Source organism: Arsenicicoccus cauae (genome assembly GCF_009707125.1).
GTDB classification, from domain to species: Bacteria; Actinomycetota; Actinomycetes; order Actinomycetales; family Dermatophilaceae; genus Arsenicicoccus; species Arsenicicoccus cauae.
Genome location: NZ_WLVL01000040.1, coordinates 99,978 through 118,826, shown reverse-complemented (window position 1 = coordinate 118,826; position 18,849 = coordinate 99,978). Strand labels below are relative to the sequence as shown.

General features: G+C 72.2%; 19 protein-coding genes. 15 read left to right on the top strand and 4 right to left on the bottom strand.

Going from position 1 to position 18,849, the window contains the following annotated elements:
- Positions 1–20: 20 nt before the first annotated feature.
- The 14 genes from GGG17_RS12650 to GGG17_RS12585 all read left to right on the top strand — a co-directional run bounded on the left by GGG17_RS12650 (position 21) and on the right by GGG17_RS12585 (position 11,008).
- Complete coding sequence (locus tag GGG17_RS12650) at positions 21–1,334, top strand: AAA family ATPase (RefSeq protein ID WP_154594067.1); 1,314 nt, start codon at positions 21–23, stop codon at positions 1,332–1,334.
- On the top strand, positions 1,280–1,708 hold the full coding sequence (locus GGG17_RS17395) for an HNH endonuclease signature motif containing protein (protein ID WP_154594066.1): 429 nt from the start codon (positions 1,280–1,282) through the stop codon (positions 1,706–1,708). Before GGG17_RS12650 ends, GGG17_RS17395 begins: the two co-directional genes overlap by 55 nt.
- Positions 1,705–3,171: a terminase large subunit domain-containing protein gene (locus GGG17_RS12640; protein WP_154594065.1), complete on the top strand. Its 1,467-nt coding sequence runs from the start codon at positions 1,705–1,707 to the stop codon at positions 3,169–3,171. Before GGG17_RS17395 ends, GGG17_RS12640 begins: the two co-directional genes overlap by 4 nt.
- Positions 3,172–3,179: 8 nt before the next feature.
- Positions 3,180–4,463, top strand: a complete 1,284-nt coding sequence (locus GGG17_RS12635; protein WP_154594064.1) for a phage portal protein — start codon at positions 3,180–3,182, stop codon at positions 4,461–4,463.
- Positions 4,460–5,041 carry a hypothetical protein gene (locus tag GGG17_RS12630; protein WP_154594063.1) on the top strand — a complete coding sequence of 194 codons (582 nt, stop codon included), beginning with the start codon at positions 4,460–4,462 and terminating at the stop codon, positions 5,039–5,041. The genes GGG17_RS12635 and GGG17_RS12630 overlap by 4 nt, the downstream gene beginning before the upstream one ends.
- Positions 5,038–5,472, top strand: a complete 435-nt coding sequence (locus GGG17_RS12625) for a hypothetical protein (protein WP_154594062.1) — start codon at positions 5,038–5,040, stop codon at positions 5,470–5,472. The genes GGG17_RS12630 and GGG17_RS12625 overlap by 4 nt, the downstream gene beginning before the upstream one ends.
- Positions 5,473–5,491: 19 nt before the next feature.
- Complete coding sequence (locus GGG17_RS12620) at positions 5,492–5,659, top strand: hypothetical protein (RefSeq protein WP_154594061.1); 168 nt, start codon at positions 5,492–5,494, stop codon at positions 5,657–5,659.
- A gap of 221 nt (positions 5,660–5,880) precedes the next feature.
- Positions 5,881–6,780, top strand: coding sequence for a phage major capsid protein (locus GGG17_RS12615; RefSeq protein ID WP_154594060.1), 900 nt, complete (start codon positions 5,881–5,883; stop codon positions 6,778–6,780).
- A gap of 2 nt (positions 6,781–6,782) precedes the next feature.
- Positions 6,783–7,379 (top strand): head-tail connector protein, encoded by a 597-nt coding sequence (locus GGG17_RS16620; protein ID WP_230082953.1) that lies wholly within the window; start codon positions 6,783–6,785, stop codon positions 7,377–7,379.
- Positions 7,376–7,705: a hypothetical protein gene (locus GGG17_RS12605; protein WP_154594059.1), complete on the top strand. Its 330-nt coding sequence runs from the start codon at positions 7,376–7,378 to the stop codon at positions 7,703–7,705. Before GGG17_RS16620 ends, GGG17_RS12605 begins: the two co-directional genes overlap by 4 nt.
- 222 nt (positions 7,706–7,927) lie before the next feature.
- Positions 7,928–8,632 carry a SanA/YdcF family protein gene (locus GGG17_RS12600; RefSeq protein ID WP_154594058.1) on the top strand — a complete coding sequence of 235 codons (705 nt, stop codon included), beginning with the start codon at positions 7,928–7,930 and terminating at the stop codon, positions 8,630–8,632.
- A gap of 78 nt (positions 8,633–8,710) precedes the next feature.
- Positions 8,711–9,184 (top strand): citrate lyase holo-[acyl-carrier protein] synthase, encoded by a 474-nt coding sequence (locus tag GGG17_RS17240; protein ID WP_154594057.1) that lies wholly within the window; start codon positions 8,711–8,713, stop codon positions 9,182–9,184.
- Complete coding sequence (gene citG, locus GGG17_RS12590) at positions 9,168–10,097, top strand: triphosphoribosyl-dephospho-CoA synthase CitG (protein ID WP_154594056.1); 930 nt, start codon at positions 9,168–9,170, stop codon at positions 10,095–10,097. The genes GGG17_RS17240 and citG overlap by 17 nt, the downstream gene beginning before the upstream one ends.
- A 41-nt stretch (positions 10,098–10,138) precedes the next feature.
- Positions 10,139–11,008, top strand: coding sequence for a diacylglycerol/lipid kinase family protein (locus GGG17_RS12585; protein ID WP_154594055.1), 870 nt, complete (start codon positions 10,139–10,141; stop codon positions 11,006–11,008).
- Positions 11,009–11,139: 131 nt separating this feature from the next.
- On the opposite strand, the gene GGG17_RS12580 is transcribed toward GGG17_RS12585, so the two are convergent.
- The 3 genes from GGG17_RS12580 to glnA all read right to left on the bottom strand — a co-directional run bounded on the left by GGG17_RS12580 (position 11,140) and on the right by glnA (position 17,779).
- On the bottom strand, positions 11,140–13,167 hold the full coding sequence (locus tag GGG17_RS12580) for a PhoX family protein (protein WP_154594239.1): 2,028 nt from the start codon (positions 13,165–13,167) through the stop codon (positions 11,140–11,142).
- Positions 13,168–13,370: 203 nt separating this feature from the next.
- Positions 13,371–16,421 (bottom strand): bifunctional [glutamine synthetase] adenylyltransferase/[glutamine synthetase]-adenylyl-L-tyrosine phosphorylase, encoded by a 3,051-nt coding sequence (locus GGG17_RS12575; RefSeq protein WP_154594054.1) that lies wholly within the window; start codon positions 16,419–16,421, stop codon positions 13,371–13,373.
- Positions 16,422–16,429: 8 nt separating this feature from the next.
- Complete coding sequence (gene glnA, locus GGG17_RS12570) at positions 16,430–17,779, bottom strand: type I glutamate--ammonia ligase (protein ID WP_154594053.1); 1,350 nt, start codon at positions 17,777–17,779, stop codon at positions 16,430–16,432.
- Positions 17,780–18,013: 234 nt separating this feature from the next.
- Between glnA and GGG17_RS12565 the strand changes: the two genes are divergently transcribed.
- Complete coding sequence (locus GGG17_RS12565) at positions 18,014–18,433, top strand: SRPBCC family protein (protein WP_154594052.1); 420 nt, start codon at positions 18,014–18,016, stop codon at positions 18,431–18,433.
- Between the two features lie 106 nt (positions 18,434–18,539).
- Here the strand turns inward: GGG17_RS12565 and GGG17_RS12560 are convergent, their stop codons facing one another.
- Positions 18,540–18,755, bottom strand: a complete 216-nt coding sequence (locus GGG17_RS12560) for a methionine aminopeptidase (protein WP_154594051.1) — start codon at positions 18,753–18,755, stop codon at positions 18,540–18,542.
- Between the last annotated feature and the right edge of the window lie 94 nt (positions 18,756–18,849).

The window sequence follows — 18,849 nt, the reverse complement described above, 5'->3', positions numbered from 1 at the left end:
CTGGAAACGATCCACCAGGCGTGGTCCTGCGGCTGGGATCTCGGATTCCTCTACGGGCTGCGCATGGCCGTAGACGAGGCAGCCGCGCGCCGTCTCCTCGCCATGGCGACGGGCGGTCGCCTGTGACCTACGCGCCCGCCCCCTCCGACGCGCCTCCGCTTGACGACCCCGAAGAGGTTGACCTGCTCGCAGGTCTCAAGTCCGGTGCGTGGCTGGACGCCCAGACCTTCCCGGCCCTGTCCTGGGCGGTCCACGGGCTCATCCCCGAGGGCTTCGGCCTGTTCACCGGCCCCCCGAAGGCAGGCAAGTCCTGGGCCGCCCTCGGCATCGCCCTCGCCGTCGCAGCTGGCACGCCCGCGCTCGGCAAGATCGACACCGGCCGCCCCCGGCCCGTGCTGCTGCTCGCCCTGGAAGACGGCAGTCGACGCCTACAGGGTCGCTGCCGCCGCCTGCTCGGTGACGGCGTGGGAATCCCCGAACGGCTGGACTTCGCAACCGACACGGCCCCCAAGGACGTCGTTCAGCTCATCCGGGCATGGCTCGGCAAGCACGGGCACCAGCGACCCCTCGTCGTCCTCGACACGCTCGGCAAGGTCATGCCCGCTGCGCTACCGGGTGAGGGCGCATATCAGCGTGACTACCGCATCGGGTCAACCCTCAAGCGACTAGTCGACACGCACCCCGGCTCGACCCTGCTCGTGGTCCACCACGTCAACAAGCGGACCGGGGACGCGGACTGGATGGACTCCACGTCCGGGACCAACGGACTGAACGGTGCTGCCGACTTCACGGTGAACCTGTCCCGCCAGCGCAACGAGGTCACGGGAATCCTGCGCGTCACCGGCCGCGACGTAGTCGAAGGCGAGTACGCCGTCACGTCCGATAGCGGCAGGTGGTTGATCGACGGTGCCGCCCTGGCTGACGCCGCCCGCAAGGCAGCCGAGGTCAAGGTGAGTGACGGTCTTGGGGACCGCTCTGCCGAGATCATCGCGTACGTCAACGCCCAAGCCGAGCCGGTGTCCGCAAAGCAGGTAGAGGGTGCCCTCGGCATAACGGATGCCCGCCGATACCTTGCACGGCTCGCCGAGGCCCGGCGGCTGTCCAAGCCCGAGCGTGGTCGCTACGCCCCCTGTGTCCCCCTGTCCCAAGTGTCCCAGTGTCCCAATGGGGACACCGAGACCCCCGCTGAATGGGACAACGGGACAGATGGGACACCCACCTGCACGGGCTGCGGTGAGCCGATGTCCTACGTCGAGCCCGGCACCACCACCCATCCCGGATGCGGCCTGCTCAACGCTGCCGCCCTCCGTGTCGTGAAGGGAGGCGGACGATGATGAAGCCCTGTCTCGTCTGCGGCGAGCCGACACCGGCCAGCCGCTGCCCCGACCACCAACTGCCCGACACGCGCAAGCGCACCGGGGAACGACGCACCGCCCGCTGGGCCCGGCTGTCCGCCCGCCTCCGCCGGATGCAGCCGTTCTGCACCGCCTGCGGCAGCCGCGACGACCTGACCGTCGACCACGTCGTGCCCCTCGCCGCCCGACCCGACCTGGCCTACAGGATCGACAACCTTCAAGTGCTGTGCCGAAAGTGCAACAGCCGCAAGGGAACTCGCGAGACCCTGGGGGGTGACCCCCCTGCCGGGTCGTCCTCGCCCCTCCCGTGCAGGCAAAATCTGGGTCTCACTTCGCACGGGTGTTCGAGTTGAGCGGCACGAAGGCCGGGCCGAAGGCTCAGGTCACGGCCGAGCCCCTGGACCTGACCGGCTGGCCCCGGGCTCGGGCTGCTCGTCGGCTGCGGTTCATCCGCGACTACATCCTCACGCCCAAGGGCGAGGGTGCGCTCAAGCCGTTCAAGGTCCGGCCTTGGCAGCGGGAGATCGTCACGGGCGCGTTCGCTCCCGGCATCCGGACCGCGCTGGTCAGCCTGCCGCGCGCGAACGGCAAGACCGCGCTTGCTGCCGCGCTGGCGGTCGCCGAGCTTTTCGTCGGCCCCCCGTCCGCCGAGGTGCTGGTCGTGGCCTCCGACCAGCGGCAGGCGAACATCGCGCTGCGCATGGCCAAGCGCATGATCGAGCTCAACCCCGACTTGGCCGAGCGGGCCATGATCTATGCCGACAGGATCGTCGTCCCGGAGAACGACGCCACGATGATGGCGCTCCCGGCCGACCCGGGCGCGCTGCACGGCTGGGACCCCTCATTGCTTGTCGTTGACGAGTTGCACGTCGTCACTGAACCCGTTTGGGAAGCCGTGACCAGCATGTCGGGCAAGCGGCCGGAGTCGCTGACGCTGGCGATCAGCACCCCATCGACCTCGCCGGATTGCGTGATGTTCCGGCTTGTCGAGCACGGCCGGGAGGGCACCGACCCGGCTTTCTTTTTGCGGGAGTTCGCGGCCCCGGACGGGTGCGCAACAGACGATCGTGCGGCGTGGAAGATCGGCAACCCGGCCCTGGGTGACTTCCTGGCCGAGGATGGCCTGGAGGCTGCGCGCCGCACGTTGCGTGAGCCCGTGTTTCGGCAGCTGCGCCTCGGGCAATGGGTGTCCGGCTCGGAGGCGTGGTTGCCGTTCGGTGCGTGGGACGCCTGCGCGGCACCTGACCTCGGGACGCCCCCGGACGGGTCCAAGGTGGTCCTAGCGTTCGACGGCTCCGCGTCGGGTGACTCCACCGCGCTGGTGGGCTGCACGGTCGGCCCAGACCCGCACCTGTTCGTCGCGGGCCTATGGGAGAACCCCGGCGACCGCGGCTGGCGCGTACCGCGCGAGGACGTGGACAACGCCGTGGCGCTGGCGTTCGACCGCTGGGACGTGGTCGAGCTCGCGGCGGACCCGTGGGGGTGGCGTTCGGAGATCGAGGCGTGGGCGACCCGGCAAGGGGAGCGGCGCGTCATCGAGTGGAACACCGCCGCCGCGCAACGCATGGCCCCCGCCACCGACCGCCTCTACCAGGCCGTGGTGACGCAGGCCGTCACCCACGACGGCGACCCCCGGCTGGCGGCGCACGTCGCCCACGCGGTCGCCAAGCCCACCACGCTCGGCGACCTAATCGTCAAGGACAAACGCAACTCCCCCCGCAAGATCGACGCCGCCGTGGCGTCGATCGTCGCCCTCGACCGCGCCGCGTTCCACACCAACAACCAGCCGCGACGGCGCGCGGCATCGTTCCGATAGGAGACCCCATGACCGACCTCGACACCCTCGGCCGCATCCTGCAGCGCATCGACGAGCGGGCGGCCGTCTACTCGACGCTCACCCGCTACTACGACGGCGCGCAGCCCCTCACGTTCCTGTCGCCCGAGTCCCGACTCGCCCTCAACAACCGGCTCAGCGCCGTGTCCGTGAACATTCCCCGACTCCTGGTCGACACCATCGGCGAGCGGCTGCGCGTCACCGGCCTGTCCCGCCCGGACACGTGGGAGGACTGGCGGCGCAACGGCCTGGACACCCAGCACCGGGTCGCGCACCGCGAGGCGCTGCTGCTCGGCGACTCGTTCGTCGTCGTCTGGGCGCGTCCGGACGGCTCCCCGCTCGTCACCGTCGAGTCGGCCACCCAGGTGGCCGTCACCACCGACCCCGCGACGCGGGAGGTGTCCTCGGCGATCAAGCGGTGGGGGGCCGAGGACGGCACCCATGTCGTGTGGTTCGAGCCCGACCGCATCACCCGCTGGCACAGTCCTGCCCGTGGCGCAGCGACCACCGGCTACCGCAAGGTCGAGACCATCGCCAACCCGCTCGGCGTCGTGCCCGTCGTGTGGCTGCGCAACGGGGACCGGCTCGTGCAGACCGGCGTCAGCGAGATGCAGGACGTCCTCAGCCTCACGGACTGCCTCACCAAGCTGCACGTCGACCTCATGACTGCTTCGGAGTACGCCGCCCGGCCCCGCCGCTGGGCGTCCGGCGTCGAGCTGGTCGAGGACGCCGACGGCAACGTCACCAACCCCTTCCCGGAGGGTGACCGCATGATGGTCACCGAGGCGGCCGAAGCCCGGTTCGGCCAGCTCGCCGGAGCCGACCTCGCCGGCTACGAGGCCGCGATCGGCGTCATCATGCGATCCATCAGTGCCGTCACCGGGCTGCCGGAGCACCTGCTCGGGATCGGCGGCGACAACCCCACCAGCGCCGACGCGATCCGTGCCAGCGAGGCCGCACTCACGGCCCGCGCCGAGGCGCGTCAGGGCACCTTCGGGCAGGCCTGGCAGCACGTCGCGCAGCTCATGACCGCGGTCCGTCACGGCGTCGACCCCGCCAGCGTGGACGTCACCGTGCAGTGGGCCGACCCGTCGACCCGGTCGGCCGCGCAGGAGGCCGACGCTGTCGTGAAGCTGTTTGCGGCCGGGCTGCTGCCCGCGAGCTATGCGCTGCGGCGCCTCGGCTACACCGCGGACGAGGTGGACGCGATCCGGGCCGACCGGTCCCGTGACGCCGTCGCGAACCTCGACCTGTCCCGGGTGGTGGCGCAGTGATCGACGAGACCCCCTACCAGAAGCTGCTCGCGGCCCTGGGCGACGGGACCAGCCGTCAAGCCCTGGCCCTGCTGGCTGCGTTCCTCGACGGGCTGCTGTCGTTCGAGGAAGCCCTGACGGCCATCGCCGCGACCATCGCCCGCGCCAACGGGCACGGCACGGCTCTCGCCGACGTGGCGCTGGCGGCGACGCTGACCGAGCAGACCGGGCACCCCGTCCCCGTCCTCGGCCTCGCGCCTGCCGCCGACGACCTCGACCGGCTCCGCAAGGCCGTCGACACGATCCTGACCGACGGTGACCTGACCGACGACGCCGCCCGCGAGACAGCCCGGATGCGCACCGAACGACTCGGCCGCAACGAGCCGATCGACGCCGCCGGGCGCGCGTTCAACGACGGCATCGCCCGGTCACCCCACGTCACCGGCTACAGGCGCGGCCTCACCGCCGACGCCTGCCAGCTGTGCCAGTGGCTCTACAGGGAGGGCCACGTCTACCGGGCCGAGCAGCCCATGCACCTGCACCCCGGCGACCGCTGCCACCCCATCCCCGTCACTACCACCGAGAGGACCAACTCATGACCGACGAGACCACCACCACCGAGACCGACGAGACCCCCGACGCCGTCGAGCCCGAACCGACCCCCGATGACCTTTCTGGCGACGCCACCGAAAAGGGTGGTGACGACCCCGAGAGCTTCCCCCGCGACTACGTCGAGCGCCTGCGCAAGGAGGCCGCCGACGCCCGCGTGCGTGCCAAGGACAGGGACGACCTGGCCGAGCGCCTGCACCTCGCGCTCGTGACGGCGACGGGCCGCCTGGCCGACCCGACGGACCTTCCCTACGACGAGGCGCACCTCGAGGACGAGGCCGCGCTGACGGCCGCTGTGGACGCGCTTCTGGCCCGCAAGCCCCACCTCGCGAGCCGTCGTCCGGCAGGATCGGTCGGGCAGGGGGCCATGACGGCCGCCGAGCCGGTCTCGCTGCTCGGCCTGATGCGGGCGCGGACCTAACCCAACGAGAGGAATCACCATGAGCTACGGAACCCACGCGCAGGCGGTACTCGCCGACGTCCGTGAGTCCGGCCTGACGGACGACCGGCGCATCGAGCTGGCCAAGGCATGGGCACAGGTGTCCATCGCCCTGTCGCTGGAGCAGATCAACTCCCGGCAGGAGGACGAGAGTCTGCGGTCCCAGTAGGCCCAGACAGCTGAGAGGCCCCCCACAGTCCGACTGGATCGTGGGGGGCCTCGCTTCTACGACGCCTGTCCCGGGCGCCAACCCGCCTCCCTCTCCGGAGGCACCTCTAGCATACCCCCCTGGGGTATACTTGTGGTGAGCCTGGCGCTCACCCTACGCACGGCCCTGGTGACCGAACGTGAACCCCCCTTGAAATCCGTTCTGTCTGTAGGAGACTCACCATGGCCCTTGCCACCCAGACCACCACCGCCGCCGCTGGCAGCACCGCCGTTCCCGAGCTGACCGCCGAGCAGGTCTCCACGATCCTCGTGCAGCCGCTGCAGGCACAGTCCGTGTTCCTCGCCTCCGGCCCCCGCATCTTCGACACCGCCGGACCGCTGCGCCTCCCCAAGAACGGCGGCCCGATCGCTGACCCCGGCTGGACCGGCGAGAACGAGCTCATCCCCGAGCGCGACGTCGACTTCGACGAGCTGCACCTGCTGCCCTCGACCATGAAGTCGGTCAAGGTCATCACGCGCACGTCTAACGAGCTCGTCCGTCAGTCCGTCATCAACCTGGACGCGGCGATCCGTGAGCGACTGGTCCGCGACGTCGCCGCCAAGATCGACGCGCAGTTCCTCTCCGCCTCCGGCGACGGCATCGCCACCCCGCGTGGCATGTTCGCCTGGGCGGGCACGCAGAACGTCAACGTGGGCGGCGCACTCACCCTGGACCACCTGCTCACCGCGTGGGGCCTGGCCCTGGCGGCGAACGTGAACATGGCCTCGCTCAAGTGGTTCATGACCCCCGGCGACTTCGTCGCGCTCCGCAAGATCAAGGACAGCTCCGGCCGCTACCTGCTGCAGGCTGACCCCACCGCCGACGGCGTGTTCCGCGTCTGGGGCGCCCCCGTGGTCGTCTCGGCGCGCATCCCCAACACCACCGGCGCCACCCCGACCGGCCGCGCCGCGCTGGCCGACATGTCCCAGGTCGCCGTCGCCCGCGACGTGGCCCCCTCGGTCCAGATCCTGCCCGAGCTGTTCGCCGCGTACGACCAGGTCGGCGTCAAGGTGGTTACCCGCATGGACGCCGCGCCCCTCAACCCCGAGGCCATCGTCACGCTCACGGGCATCACGCGCTGACGATGACCCCGAACCGCACCGCGCAGGCGGGCCAGGTGCTGTACCTGACGGCGGCCGACGTCGCCGCCGAGCTGCGCCTCACCCTGCCCGCCGGTCAGGTCTGGGAGGTGGATATGACCGCGTCCGCTGTCCCGCCCGGCGTCACCGTCCAGTGGGACCGCGTGCACGGCCTGATCGACCCGGCCGCGTCCGGTGACTACCAGCTCATAATCTTCTGGGCCGACACGACCGGTCACCACGCCGTCACGCCCTACGTCGTGCGCGTGTCCAACCCGGCCCTGGCGCCCACCGCCGCCAAGGTCGCCCAGTACCTCGGCAAGGGCGACGACCCCTCCGCGCTCGCCCTTGCCGAGCAGTCCCTCCCCGTCGTGGCGCAGTTCGTGCGCGCATACACGCGAGACGAGGGTTTCGACACGGCGGGCGTCCCGAACGATGCCCTCGCCGCCGTCATCGTGTCCGCCACGGCCCGGCTCGTCACCAACCCCGAGCAATCCCGGACCGTGACCGTGGGGGACTACAGCGAGTCCTTCGCCACGTTCGCCGGCTTCACGCTCCCCGAGCTGGTCACCCTCAACCGGTACCGGAGGCGGGCGCGGTGAAGCTCTCAGACCAGATCGAGATCGTCACCGCGAGGACGTGGGAGGACGGATTCGGGGAAGTGCAATACGACTGGGCGCATCCCACCCTCGTGTGGACGCTCCCGGCACAGGTCACGTACCTGTCGACCGCGCTCAACGACGGGGGCGGCGACTTCATGCTGTCCCAGGAACTGCGGGTCATCGTCCCCGTTGTCGGGTTCGACGCCGCCAAGCACCGCGTGCGCTGGCGCGGCACCCTCTACCAGGCGAACGGGCAGCCGCTGATCCGTATGCGTGGCGGCACGCCCCACCACCTGACGATCCCGATCAAGCTCGTCACGGGCTGAGTCCGCAAATAGTCCGCAAGACGTCCAGCCGGGACCATCGTTAGCCAACGTCGCCAATCGCGTTTCGGCAGGTCAGGAAGGGATAGCCAACATGGCCAACACCTACCATTCATGCGAGACGAGTTCGAGATGTACTTCTCCATCTGAGCCGTCACGCCCAAGGCGCCCACCTGCCGACCGCAGGGGGCGCCTTCGGCGTGGGCGGGTGGCAGGATCAGCCGTATGCCGAAGCCCCCCGCCTCCCCCGCCGCCGTCCTGCGCTGGGGTTCGCTCACGGCCCTCGCCGGCGGTGTCGCCGCCGCGGCCGCCGTCGCGGGCACCCGGGCGTGGGCCCTGACGTCCGCCCGCGACCGGATCCACTCCCCCGGCGGTTCGCCCACCGTCGAGGCGGCGGTCGTGCTGGGGGCGGGGGTGCTGCCCGACGGGCGGCCGAGCCGCTACCTGGCTGCCCGGCTGGACCGCGCGCTGGAGCTCCTGCGGCTGAGGCGCGTCGAGGTCGTCGTCGTGTCCGGCGCCGACCTGCCCGGCACCGACGAGCCGGGGGTCATGCGCCGCTACCTCGAGGACCACGGCGTCGACCCGGCGCTGATCGTGGAGGACCGCGAGGGCGTCGACACCTACGCCACCTGCCGGCGCGCCCGCCGCGTCTACGGGCTGCGCCGGATCGCGCTGGTCAGCCAGGCCTATCACCTGCCACGGGCCCTGGCGATCGCGCGGGCTGCCGGGCTGGACGCCGTGGGTGTGGCCGACTGGTCGGTCCGGACGCCGCTGATGGTCGCCGACCGCAACGTCTGGGCCTACGGCGTGGCCCGCGAGTGGGTCGCCGGTGGCAAGGTCCTGATCGATCTCGTCCGGCCTCGGCGCGAGGACGACCCGCAGCACGACCCGGCGGTCCAGCGAGCGCTCGCCCACGCCCGATCTCGGTGACCCACGGGGGCGACGGGCGGTCGGCATACGGCCACCCCGCCGGAGGAGCCGCGAGCCCCGGGCCGTAGTGTCCCGAGTGTGGAGGACGACCTCGACATCATCTGCGTGCTCGTCACCGACCACGGGATCACGGCCAACCCGTGCCGCCCCGACGTCGAGGAACGCCTGCGCGCCGCAGGCCTGCCCCTGACCACAATCCTCGAGCTCTACGAGCGGGCGGTGTCGATCACCGGTGTGCCCCGACCGATCGAGGTGGGTGGCGAGGTCGTCGGGGTGACGCTCCTGGTGCCCGGCGCCGTCAAGACCTCCCCTGACCTCGTGCGGACGAGGGACGAGGCGGTCGCCGCGGTCCGGGCAGGGGTCGAGGGGGAGCGGTGGCGGGTGCTCGACGTCCACGACGGCGACCACCCCCTGTCGCGGACGTCGCTCGGGCCGCCCCCTCGACGGTGCCTGGTGGGCGACGGCCCGGCGCACGCCTGCGCCCGCTCGCGGGCCCACGACGCCTCGGACCTGGCGCGCGCCGTGGAGGTGCTCCGTGCTGCCCACCGCTGAACCCACCCCCACCCCCACCGGCGACGCTCCGCCACGGGCCACCGTGATCGCGCTGCACGACCGGGGTCAGGCCGGCCGGCTGTCCCGGCTCGCCACGCAGGCCCTGCTCGCCGAGGTCGAGCTGAGCCCCAAGCCCGGGCTCGTCGACCCGGTGTCGTGCGGGGCGCACGACGACATGGACGCCGAGACCTTCCGGGCGAGCATCACCGCGATCGCGCCGTGGTTCCCGGTGCTGCACGAGACGGGCCGCGCCGGGCACCGCGACGCACCGTCGCGGTTCCTGCAGCGGCTGCGCAGGCCCGGGATGGGGTGCGAGGACGCGATGTTCGCCGCCACCCGCGGGGTCAACACGCACAAGGGGGCGGTCTTCGCCTTCGGGCTGCTGCTCGGCTGCGCGGGGCGGCTGGCCGCCGGCGGGCTGCCCGTCACCGCGCGCTCCCTCACGGACCTGGCCGCACGGATGGCACGGCCCCTCGTGGAGGTCGAGCTCCCGGCCGTGGAGTGCCCGGGCACCTACGGCGAGGCGGCCTTCGTCGAGCACCGGCTGGCCGGCGCGCGGGGCGAGGCCGCCGGCGGTTATGCGTCCGTGCGGCGGCACGCCCTCCCGGCCTACCGGGCGGTGCTGGAGGCGACGGGGGACGGCCGGGGCGCGATGCTGCAGGCGTTGCTCGTGCTGATGGCCACGACCGACGACACCACCCTCGTCAAGGACGGCTCCCTCGACGGCCTGCGGCACGTGCAGCGCAGCGCGCGGGACCTCCTGGGCGCGGGCGGCGTCCGGGCCCCGGACGCCCTGACCCGGCTGCACCGGCTCGACGTCGACCTCACCCGTCGAGGGCTCAGCCCAGGGGGGTGCGCCGACCTCCTCGCGGTCACCCACTTCCTCGCGCACCTGCCGAGCGGCGCCGACTAGGCTGACGCAGACCGGACCCACCACTCACCCCGAGGCCGCGCATGACCGTCATCCTGCTGGTCAACCCGGCCTGCCGGGCGGTGCGTCGCCGCCCCGCGCTGCCGGACGAGGCGCGACAGGCTCTGACCGGGCCGTATGCCGACGCCACCGTCGTCGCGAGCGAGTCCCTCGAGGACGTCACCGCCGTCGCGGCCGGCGCCGCGGTCGACGACGTGCTGGTCGTGCTGGGCGGCGACGGCACGCTGCGGGCGGCCGCGACGGGCGTGGCCAGGTCCGGCGCCGTCCTCGCTCCCCTGCCCGGCGGCAGCGGTAACGATCTGTGCCGTCACCTGCGCATCTCCCTGGACCCGCTGCGCGCCGCGGCCGCGCTGCCGTCCTGGACCGAGCAGCGGATGGATCTCGGGGACGTCGACGGACAGCCCTTCCTCACGATCGCCACCCTGGGCTTCACCGCCGCGATCAACGAGCAGGCCAACCGAGTCCACCGACGGGGCCCGTTCATCTATGTCGCGGCAGCGGTGGCGCTGCTGCCTCTCGTGCGGCCGACGGCCATCACCCACGTCGCGGACGGGACCCGCACGACCCTCGACGCCTGGATGGTCTGCGTCGCCAGCACGAGCAGCCAGGGCGGTGGCATCCAGGTCGCCCCCGGGGCCGTCGCCGACGACGGCCTGCTCGACGTGGTGTGCCACGACGCGCGGACCTGGTGGCGCTTCGTCGTCGGTCTGGTCGCGACCCTCCTGCGCCGTCCGCTGCGCGACCGCTCGGTGCAGCACCAGCGTGTGGCGTCCCTGCGGCTGGAGACACCTCGGCCGATGCCGGTCTACGCCGACGGGGAGCGCGTCGGCACGACGCCCTGCACGATCCGGGTCCTCCCCCGTGCCGTGAGGCTGCTGGTTCCGCGCCGCTGACGGCACCGGCACCGGCACCGACACCGACACCGGCACCGACACCGACAGCCACGGCACTGCACGGCGGCGCCCCGCCGGATCACGGGGATCCGACGGGGCGCCGGGGCGGTCGGCATACGACCGGGGCGTCGTCAGCCGATGCGAGTGACCTGCACGACCGTGGGCCGCGGACCGGCGAAGCGACCCCGACCGGACTGCTTGACGTAGTCCGGGAAGAAGGAGTGCTGGTCCGCCCAGGTCCCGTCCTCGCCCGGGTGCTGCACTGCCACGAAGACCGAGCCGTCGCGGTCGTGGATGACCGGCCCGCAGGTCTCTGCCTCGGCCGGCACGGCCAGGAACTGGGTCACGCGTCCGCGCTCGGGCCCGCCCAGCTCGACGTGGAACAACCCGTCGTTGTACTTCAGCGAGCTCGGCATGCCGTCCGTGGCGATCCACAGGTCGCCGCGGCTGTCGAAGGCCACGTTGTCCGGGCACGAGATCGGGGCGACGGGCCCGGTGTAGCCGCCGAAGTAGGTGCCGGCGGTCTTGGGGTCGCCGCAGATCAGGACCAGGTCCCAGGTGAACCGGCGGCCGGTGTGGTCGCCGCCCACCTCGGTGATCTCGACGATGTGGCCGTCCTTGTTGAGCGGCCGCGGGTTGGCCTCGTCGGTGCCGGCCTTGCCCTCCTTGCCGCGGTCGGAGTTGTTGGTGCAGGCGGCGTAGATGCGACCGGTGACGAGGTTGGGCTGGACGTCCTCGGGACGGTCCATCTTGGTGGGGCCCTTGCCGTTGGAGCCCACCGCAGCGTCAGCGGCCAGGCGGGTGTAGACGAGGACCTCCTCGAGGGTGAAGCCGTTGACCATGGACCGGCCGCCCTGGGTCAGGGCGATCCACTCGCCGGACCCGTCGTTGACCTTGTCCTCCATGCCGTCGCCGGTGAACTGCGCGACATACAGGTCGCCCTCGGAGAGCAGCCGCAGGTTGTGCTGGCGCGCGGCGTTGCCGGGGCGCGCGTCGTAGCGGCGCCTGGAGACGAACTTGTAGATGTAGTCGAACCTCTCGTCGTCGCCCATGTACGCGACGACGCGGCCGTCATCGGCCACGATCACGTTGGCGCCCTCGTGCTTGAAGCGGCCCATCGCGGTGTGCTTGACCGGCGTGGAGGTCGGGTCCATCGGGTCGATCTCGACGATCCAGCCGAAGCGGTTGGGCTCGTTGCGGAAGTCGGCGGAACGGGCGTCCCACCGCGGGTCGACCTTGGACCAGCCGCGCGTGTCCTGCGTCGGGGACAGGCCGTAGCGCTTCTCCTGCTTGGAGGTGCCCTCGGCCTTGAAGTACTGGTTGAAGTTCTCCTCGCCCGAGAGCACCGTGCCCCATGGCGTCGTGCCGCCGGAGCAGTTGTTCATCGTGCCGCGGACCGTGCGTCCGGTCGGGTCCTCCTTGGTGCGCAGCAGCGGGCTGCCGGCGGCAGGGCCGTCGACCGCGAAGGGGGTGTCCAGGGTGATGCGCCGGTTGAGGCGACCACCGCGGCGGTAGGTCCACCGCTCGCCGCGGGCCGGGCGGGTGAGCTCGACCACCGACATGCCGTGCGCGGCCCAGGCGGTGCGGATCGCCTCGGTCGGGTCCATGGTCGGCGGGAACATGATGCTCTCGTTGGTGTACTCGTGGTTGCAGACCAGCAGCGCCTTCTTGCCGTGCTTGTCGGTCACGATGATGTCGGTGTAGTCGTTGTTGTAGCCGAACTGCATCGACTGGGCCTCGGCGCTCTGGTGCTCGGGGTCGAACATCGGGGCGCCCTTGAGGACCGGGTCGCCCCACCGGATGATCGGGGCGTAGGTGAACCCGCCCGGGACCGTGAGCCGGTCGACGTCGTCGGCGACCGGGGCGATGCCGATGAAGGACAGGCCGGAGACGCGACGCCCCGCGTGGCCGCGACCGCGACCGTCGTCCTTGGCGCCGACCAGCGCGGCGGCCGGCTCGGCCACGGCGGTCGAGACGGCACCGAAGGCCAGGGCCAGGGCGCCCGCGCCACCGAGGACGGAACGGCGGGACAGCGCCGCGGAGGCGACCTCGGCGAAGGTCTCGTGCGTGGACTCGTTGGGGGTGGGCCTGGAGCAGGCGTCGCCGCAGCGGAGGTGGCAGGTGACGGCGCTGCGGTTGGCGTGCGTGATGCCGGCCATGGGCAGCAGGGTGCGCTCGTGGGTCACGGTGATCTCCCGGATCGGTGCGAGGTGGAGGGGGCGACGCCGACGCGGGGGTCGGACGTTCGGGCCGAACCTAGCCAGCCCCGCCAGCCCCGGTCAGGGCCCGCAGATGGATGCCAGGTGAACGCTCCGTGAAAGGGGCCGGGCCGGTGTGACCCGCCCTCACGGTGCGTGACCGCTCACCCCTCGTGGCCGTAGAACCGGCGGTCGACGACGACCCTGGCCTGGCGGGCGATCCGCAGGTAGGTGTCGACGTGCAGTCCCCCCTCGCCGGGTCCTCGCCCGATGATGCGGGCGATCCCGTCGGCGTCGCGGGCGTCGGTGGACACGCTCTCGACCGGCCGCCCGCGCCACAGCATGCCGGCGTTGCGCAGGTGCGAGGCCGACCCCCAGGCCTCGGTCAGGAGGTTCGCCTCGTCGTCGGCGAGCAGCCCGGCGGCCCGCGCGGCCTCGATGGCGGGCAGGGTCCCCGTGGTCCGCAGCCCGGCCACGTCGTGGCCGTGCTGCAGCTGGATGACCTGGATCGTCCACTCCACGTCGCTCAGCCCGCCGGTCCCGAGCTTGAGGTGGGTCCGCCGGTCGGCTCCCCGCGGCAGCCGCTCGCTCTCCATCCGGGCCTTGAGCCTGCGTATGTCGCGCAGCTGCGACGCGCCGAGCCCGCCGTCGGGATAGCGGTAGGGGTCGACGAGGGCGACGAAGCGCTCCCCCAGCCCGGCGTCACCCGCGACCGGACGGGCCCGCAGCAGCGCCTGGCGCTCCCACGTGAGGGCCCACCGCTCGTAGTAGGTGCGGTAGGACTCCAGCGACCGCACGAGGGGTCCGTTCTTGCCCTCGGGGCGCAGGTCCGCGTCGACGCCGACGGCCGGCTCGGGACCGCCCCAGGCGGTCAGGCGCCGCAGCTCCTGCACGACCGCGGTCGCCCGTCGCTGCAGCTCGACCTCGTCGTGAGCCGCGCCCTCCTCGGGCTCGTGGACGAACATCACGTCGGCGTCGCTGGCGTAGCCGAGCTCCCCGCCGCCGAGCCGCCCCATCCCCACGACCAGCAGCCGCGTGCCGAGCGGCTCGCGCAGCTCCATCTCCACCTTGTGGACGGCCGTCTCGAGCGCGATCTCGAGCGTGGCGGCCGTCACGGCGGTCAGGGCCCGCCCGACCTCGTCCAGCGGGAGCAGCCCGACGAGGTCTGCGACGGCCACCCGGAAGAGCTCCTGTCGCCGCACCCCGCGCACCGCGAGCATCGCGTCCTCCGAGCTGTCCTTGCGCTGCGCGGCGGACCGCATCACCGAGCGCAGGGACTCCAGGGACCGGGGGGTGAGCCCGACGTCGTCGCCGAGGACCGCGACGGCGTGGGGGGTGCGTTCGAGCAGCTCCGAGGCGAACCGGCTGGACGACAGGACGTGAGCGAGCCGCTGGGCGGCGCTGCCCTCGTCGCGGAGCATCTTGAGGTACCAGTGCGTGGTGCCGAGCTCCTCGCTGACCTTGCGGAAGGACAGCAGGCCCGCGTCCGGGTCGGCGCCGTCGGCGAACCACCCGAGCATCACGGGCAGCAGCGTCCGCTGGATCGCCGCGCGGCGCGAGATGCCCTCGGTCAAGGCCTCCAGGTGACGCAGCGCGCCGCGGGGGTCCCGGAAGCCCAGCGCGGCCAGCCGATCGCCGGCGGCCTCCGGCGTCAGCCGGCCCTCGCTGGCGGACAGCCGGGCGACGGCGGACAACAGGGGGCGGTAGAAGAGCCGCTCGTGCAGGCGGCGCACCTCGTGGGCCCGGCGCTGCCACTCCTTGACGACCACCGTCGCCGGGTCGCCGTCGAGGTGCAGAGACCGGCCGAGCCGGCGCAGCTCCGCCTCGGCGGTCGGCATGAGATGGGTCCGCCGCAGCCGGTAGAGCTGGATCCGGTGCTCGAGCGACCGCAGCATGCGATAGGCCTCGTCGAGGACGGCCGCGTCGTCGCGGCCGACGTAGCCGCCACGAGCCAGGGTCGCCAAGGCCTCGAGGGTGGTGCCGGAGCGCAGGCTCGGGTCCAGCCGACCATGGACGAGCTGCAGGAGCTGCACGCTGAACTCGACGTCGCGCAGCCCGCCGGGTCCGAGCTTGAGCTGCCGGTCGGCCTCCTTGGCGGGGACGTGCTGCTCCACGCGTCGGCGCATCGCCTGGACGTCCTCGACGAAGTGGTCGCGCGACGACGCCTCCCACACGAGCGGGGTGACCGCCTCGAGGTAGCGGGCGGACAGCTCGGCGTCGCCCGCCACGTGACGCGCCTTGAGCAGCGCCTGGAACTCCCAGGTCTTGGCCCACCGCTGGTAGTAGTGCAGGTGACTCGCGACGGTGCGGACCAGAGGGCCGTTCTTGCCCTCGGGACGCAGCGCGGCGTCGACGGGCCACAGGGATCCCTCGGCGGTCGAGGCCGCGCAGGCCCGCATCAGGGCGCCGGCGACCTGGGTGCCGACCCGCATCGCCGCCATCTCCTCGGGGCTGCCGGGCTCGACGGCCGGGTCAGCCGGCTCGCACACGAAGATCACGTCGACGTCGCTGACGTAGTTGAGCTCGCGTCCGCCGCACTTGCCCATCCCGATGACCGCCAGCCGCACCCCCTGCGCACCGTCGGTCTCGGCGCAGGCCACGACGTGTGCCGCCTCGAGCGCCGCCGCGGCCAGGTCGGCGAGCGACCGGGCCGTGTCGGGCAGGGTCATGAGCGGGTCGTCGCTGGTCAGGTCCAGGGCCGCGATCGCGAGCAGCTCCCGGCGATAGGTCGCCCGCAGGGCGTCGTGCGCCCGGTCCGTCGGGAGGTCTCGCACCGCGTCGGTCAGGACGGCGACGAGCTCCTCGGCCGTATGCCGAGAGGCACCGGCCGCTCGCCGCCAGTCCTGCGGGTGGGACACGAGGTGGTCCCCGAGCGCCGACGAGGCGCCCAGCACGTGCAGCAGCCGGTCGCGGCCCAGGGGGTCCTCGCGCAGCGACCGGCCGAGCTCCTGCGACGGGGCGGGGTCGCGGCCGTCACCCGCCACGGACTCGGCCAGCCGGACCAGGGACAGCAGCGCCAGGTCGGGGTCCGCGGTGGGCCGCAGGGCGGCGACCAGGTCGTCGCGGGCATCTCCCACCAGGCCTGTGAGCGCCGGGTCGTCGAGCAGGGACTGGGCACGGGTCGGGTCGTGGAAGCCCTGCCGCGCGAGCGCGCCCGTGGCCGAGACCGTCCGCGACGAAGCGGCGGTCCGGGGCGAGGGCTGGTCGCTCGTCATACGACCGGTCAGAGCCGCGGGAGCAGGCGCTCGAGCTCGAAGGGGGTGACCTGGGAGCGGTACTCCTCCCACTCCTGGCGCTTGTTGCGGAGGAAGAACTCGAAGACGTGCTCGCCGAGCGTCTCGGCGACCAGGTTCGATCGCTCCATGGCATCGATCGCCCGACCCAGGGACCGCGGCAGCGCCTCGATCCCGAGGGCGCGGCGCTCGGCGTCGGTGAGCGCCCACACGTCGTCCTCGGCCTCCTCCGGCAGCTCGTATCCCTCCTCGATCCCCTTGAGCCCGGCAGCAAGGAGCACGGAGTAGGCGAGGTAGGGGTTGGCGGCGGTGTCGATCGTGCGGATCTCGACGCGTGTCGCCTGGCCCTTGTTGGGCTTGTAGAGCGGGATGCGGACCATCGCGCTGCGGTTGGCGCGCCCCCAGCAGACGTAGGCCGGCGCCTCGCCACCGCCCCACAGCCGCTTGTAAGAGTTGACCCACTGGTTGGTCACGGCCGTGAGCTCCGGTGCGTGGCGCAGCATCCCGGCGACGAACTGCCGACCCACCTTGGACAGCTGGTAGCGGGACCCGGGCTCGTAGAACGCGTTGTTGTCGCCCTCGAACAGCGAGACGTGGGTGTGCATGCCCGACCCCGGGTGGTCCGCCAGCGGCTTGGGCATGAACGAGGCGTAGACGCCGTGCTCCAGCGCCACCTCCTTGATGACCGTGCGGAAGGTCATGATGTTGTCGGCCATGCTCATCGCGTCGGCGTAGCGCAGGTCGATCTCGTTCTGGCCGGGGGCACCCTCGTGGTGGCTGAACTCCACCGAGATGCCCATCGACTCCAGCATGGTGATCGCGGCGCGGCGGAAGTCGTGGGCGGTGCCCTGGGGCAGGTGGTCGAAGTAACCGCCCTGGTCGATCGGGCGCGGCGGGTTGCTCACGCGTCGGGAGCCGTCGCCGTCCTGCTCGAAGAGGAAGAACTCGATCTCCGGGTGGACGTAGAACGTGAAGCCCATGTCCGCCGCCTTGGTCAGCGTGCGGTGCAGGACGTGCCGCGGGTCCGCCAGCGACGGCTGCCCGTCGGTGGAGTGCAGGTCGCAGAACATCCGGGCGGTGCCCGGCGACTCGCCGCGCCACGGCAGGACCTGGAAGGTCGTGGGGTCGGGCTTGGCCAGCATGTCGGCCTCGTTGACCCGGGCCAGCCCCTCGATCACGGACCCGTCGAAGCCGATGCCCTCGGAGAACGCCGTCTCCAGCTCCGCGGGCGAGATCGCCACCGACTTCAGCGTCCCGAGCACGTCTGTGAACCATAGGCGTACGAACCGGATGTCGCGCTCCTCGATGGAGCGCAGGACGAACTCCTCCTGGCGATTCATAACCCCAGCCTCCCCCACAGTTGTTTCGCCCGCGTTACGGACGCGCTGGCGTGTCGCCGACCCGTGCCGCGAGCGCCGGCGCGAGCGCCCGGGACCGCGCTGCGACGGCGCTCGTGCCCCGCCCGTGACCCGGCACCCCCGGGCCCGCCGACGGCCACGGCCGGGAGTAGGGTGACAGCACGCCGGTTCACCCCGGACCGGTCGACGAGGATCGGAAACGGATCGAGGTCCGCCATGACAGAGCAGAGCAGCGAGTCGGTCGACAAGGCCGTGGACACCACCGTGAGCGTGAGCCGCGTGGTGTCCCACCCCATCGACAGCGTGTGGAACGTCCTCATGAAGCCGCACGGCGCGGAGGCCCTCCTCGGTGAGGGCGGCGAGCTCGGCAGCAAGGGTGAGCCCTGGCGCGCCACGGACGGCTCGCACGGTGTCGCCCGCAGCTTCCACCCCCTCGAGCAGATCAGGTTCTCCTGGCACCCCGACGACACACCCGACTCCCCTGCCTCCGTGGTCGAGCTGGACCTCGTCAAGGACGGCGAGTCCAGCACCCGCCTGGACGTCACCCACAGCAACCTGCACGCCGACGCCGACCGCGACGCCCTCAAGGCCCGGTGGGAGGCCGCCCTCGAGCGCATCGACCAGGACGCCCTCTGACAGACCCTCCCCGCCAGCGAGAAGCACGCCCGGAGCCGGTCACCCCTGCTGGGGGTGACCGGCTCCGGCATACGTCAGGTCCGTCCTCAGGTGTGTCGGAGCCGACTCACAGACCCAGCGGCCCCGGGGCATCCGGCTCGTCGCCGTCCTCGCGGGCCCGACGCTCGTCCTCCTCGTCCCACGCCTCCGTGCGCGAGCGAGCGGTCGACAGCGCCGCACGGGCCTCGGCCTCGGAGCCGTAGGGCCCCATGACGTCATCGTCGCGCGAACGATCCTGATCGGTCTCCACCTGGTTCGTCCTCACGTTGTACCAGTAGGCCATCGTCGGTCTCCTCCTCGAGCTTGCGGTCGTGCCGTGAGCCGGCGGTCGTGCCGTCGTGATTGGGGAGCCGGGCGCGCGGCTCCCTAGACTGCAG

Coding starts and splice junctions, on each gene's coding strand:
- GGG17_RS12620 (WP_154594061.1), top strand. CDS start 5,492: ATGAGCTACGGAACCCACGCGCAGGCGGTACTCGCCGACGTCCGTGAG.
- GGG17_RS17395 (WP_154594066.1), top strand. CDS start 1,280: ATGCGGCCTGCTCAACGCTGCCGCCCTCCGTGTCGTGAAGGGAGGCGG.
- GGG17_RS12580 (WP_154594239.1), bottom strand. CDS start 13,167: ATGGCCGGCATCACGCACGCCAACCGCAGCGCCGTCACCTGCCACCTC.
- GGG17_RS16620 (WP_230082953.1), top strand. CDS start 6,783: ATGACCCCGAACCGCACCGCGCAGGCGGGCCAGGTGCTGTACCTGACG.
- GGG17_RS12600 (WP_154594058.1), top strand. CDS start 7,928: ATGCCGAAGCCCCCCGCCTCCCCCGCCGCCGTCCTGCGCTGGGGTTCG.
- glnA (WP_154594053.1), bottom strand. CDS start 17,779: ATGAATCGCCAGGAGGAGTTCGTCCTGCGCTCCATCGAGGAGCGCGAC.
- GGG17_RS12585 (WP_154594055.1), top strand. CDS start 10,139: ATGACCGTCATCCTGCTGGTCAACCCGGCCTGCCGGGCGGTGCGTCGC.
- GGG17_RS12560 (WP_154594051.1), bottom strand. CDS start 18,755: ATGGCCTACTGGTACAACGTGAGGACGAACCAGGTGGAGACCGATCAG.
- GGG17_RS12575 (WP_154594054.1), bottom strand. CDS start 16,421: ATGACGAGCGACCAGCCCTCGCCCCGGACCGCCGCTTCGTCGCGGACG.
- GGG17_RS12625 (WP_154594062.1), top strand. CDS start 5,038: ATGACCGACGAGACCACCACCACCGAGACCGACGAGACCCCCGACGCC.
- GGG17_RS12635 (WP_154594064.1), top strand. CDS start 3,180: ATGACCGACCTCGACACCCTCGGCCGCATCCTGCAGCGCATCGACGAG.
- GGG17_RS12565 (WP_154594052.1), top strand. CDS start 18,014: ATGACAGAGCAGAGCAGCGAGTCGGTCGACAAGGCCGTGGACACCACC.
- GGG17_RS12615 (WP_154594060.1), top strand. CDS start 5,881: ATGGCCCTTGCCACCCAGACCACCACCGCCGCCGCTGGCAGCACCGCC.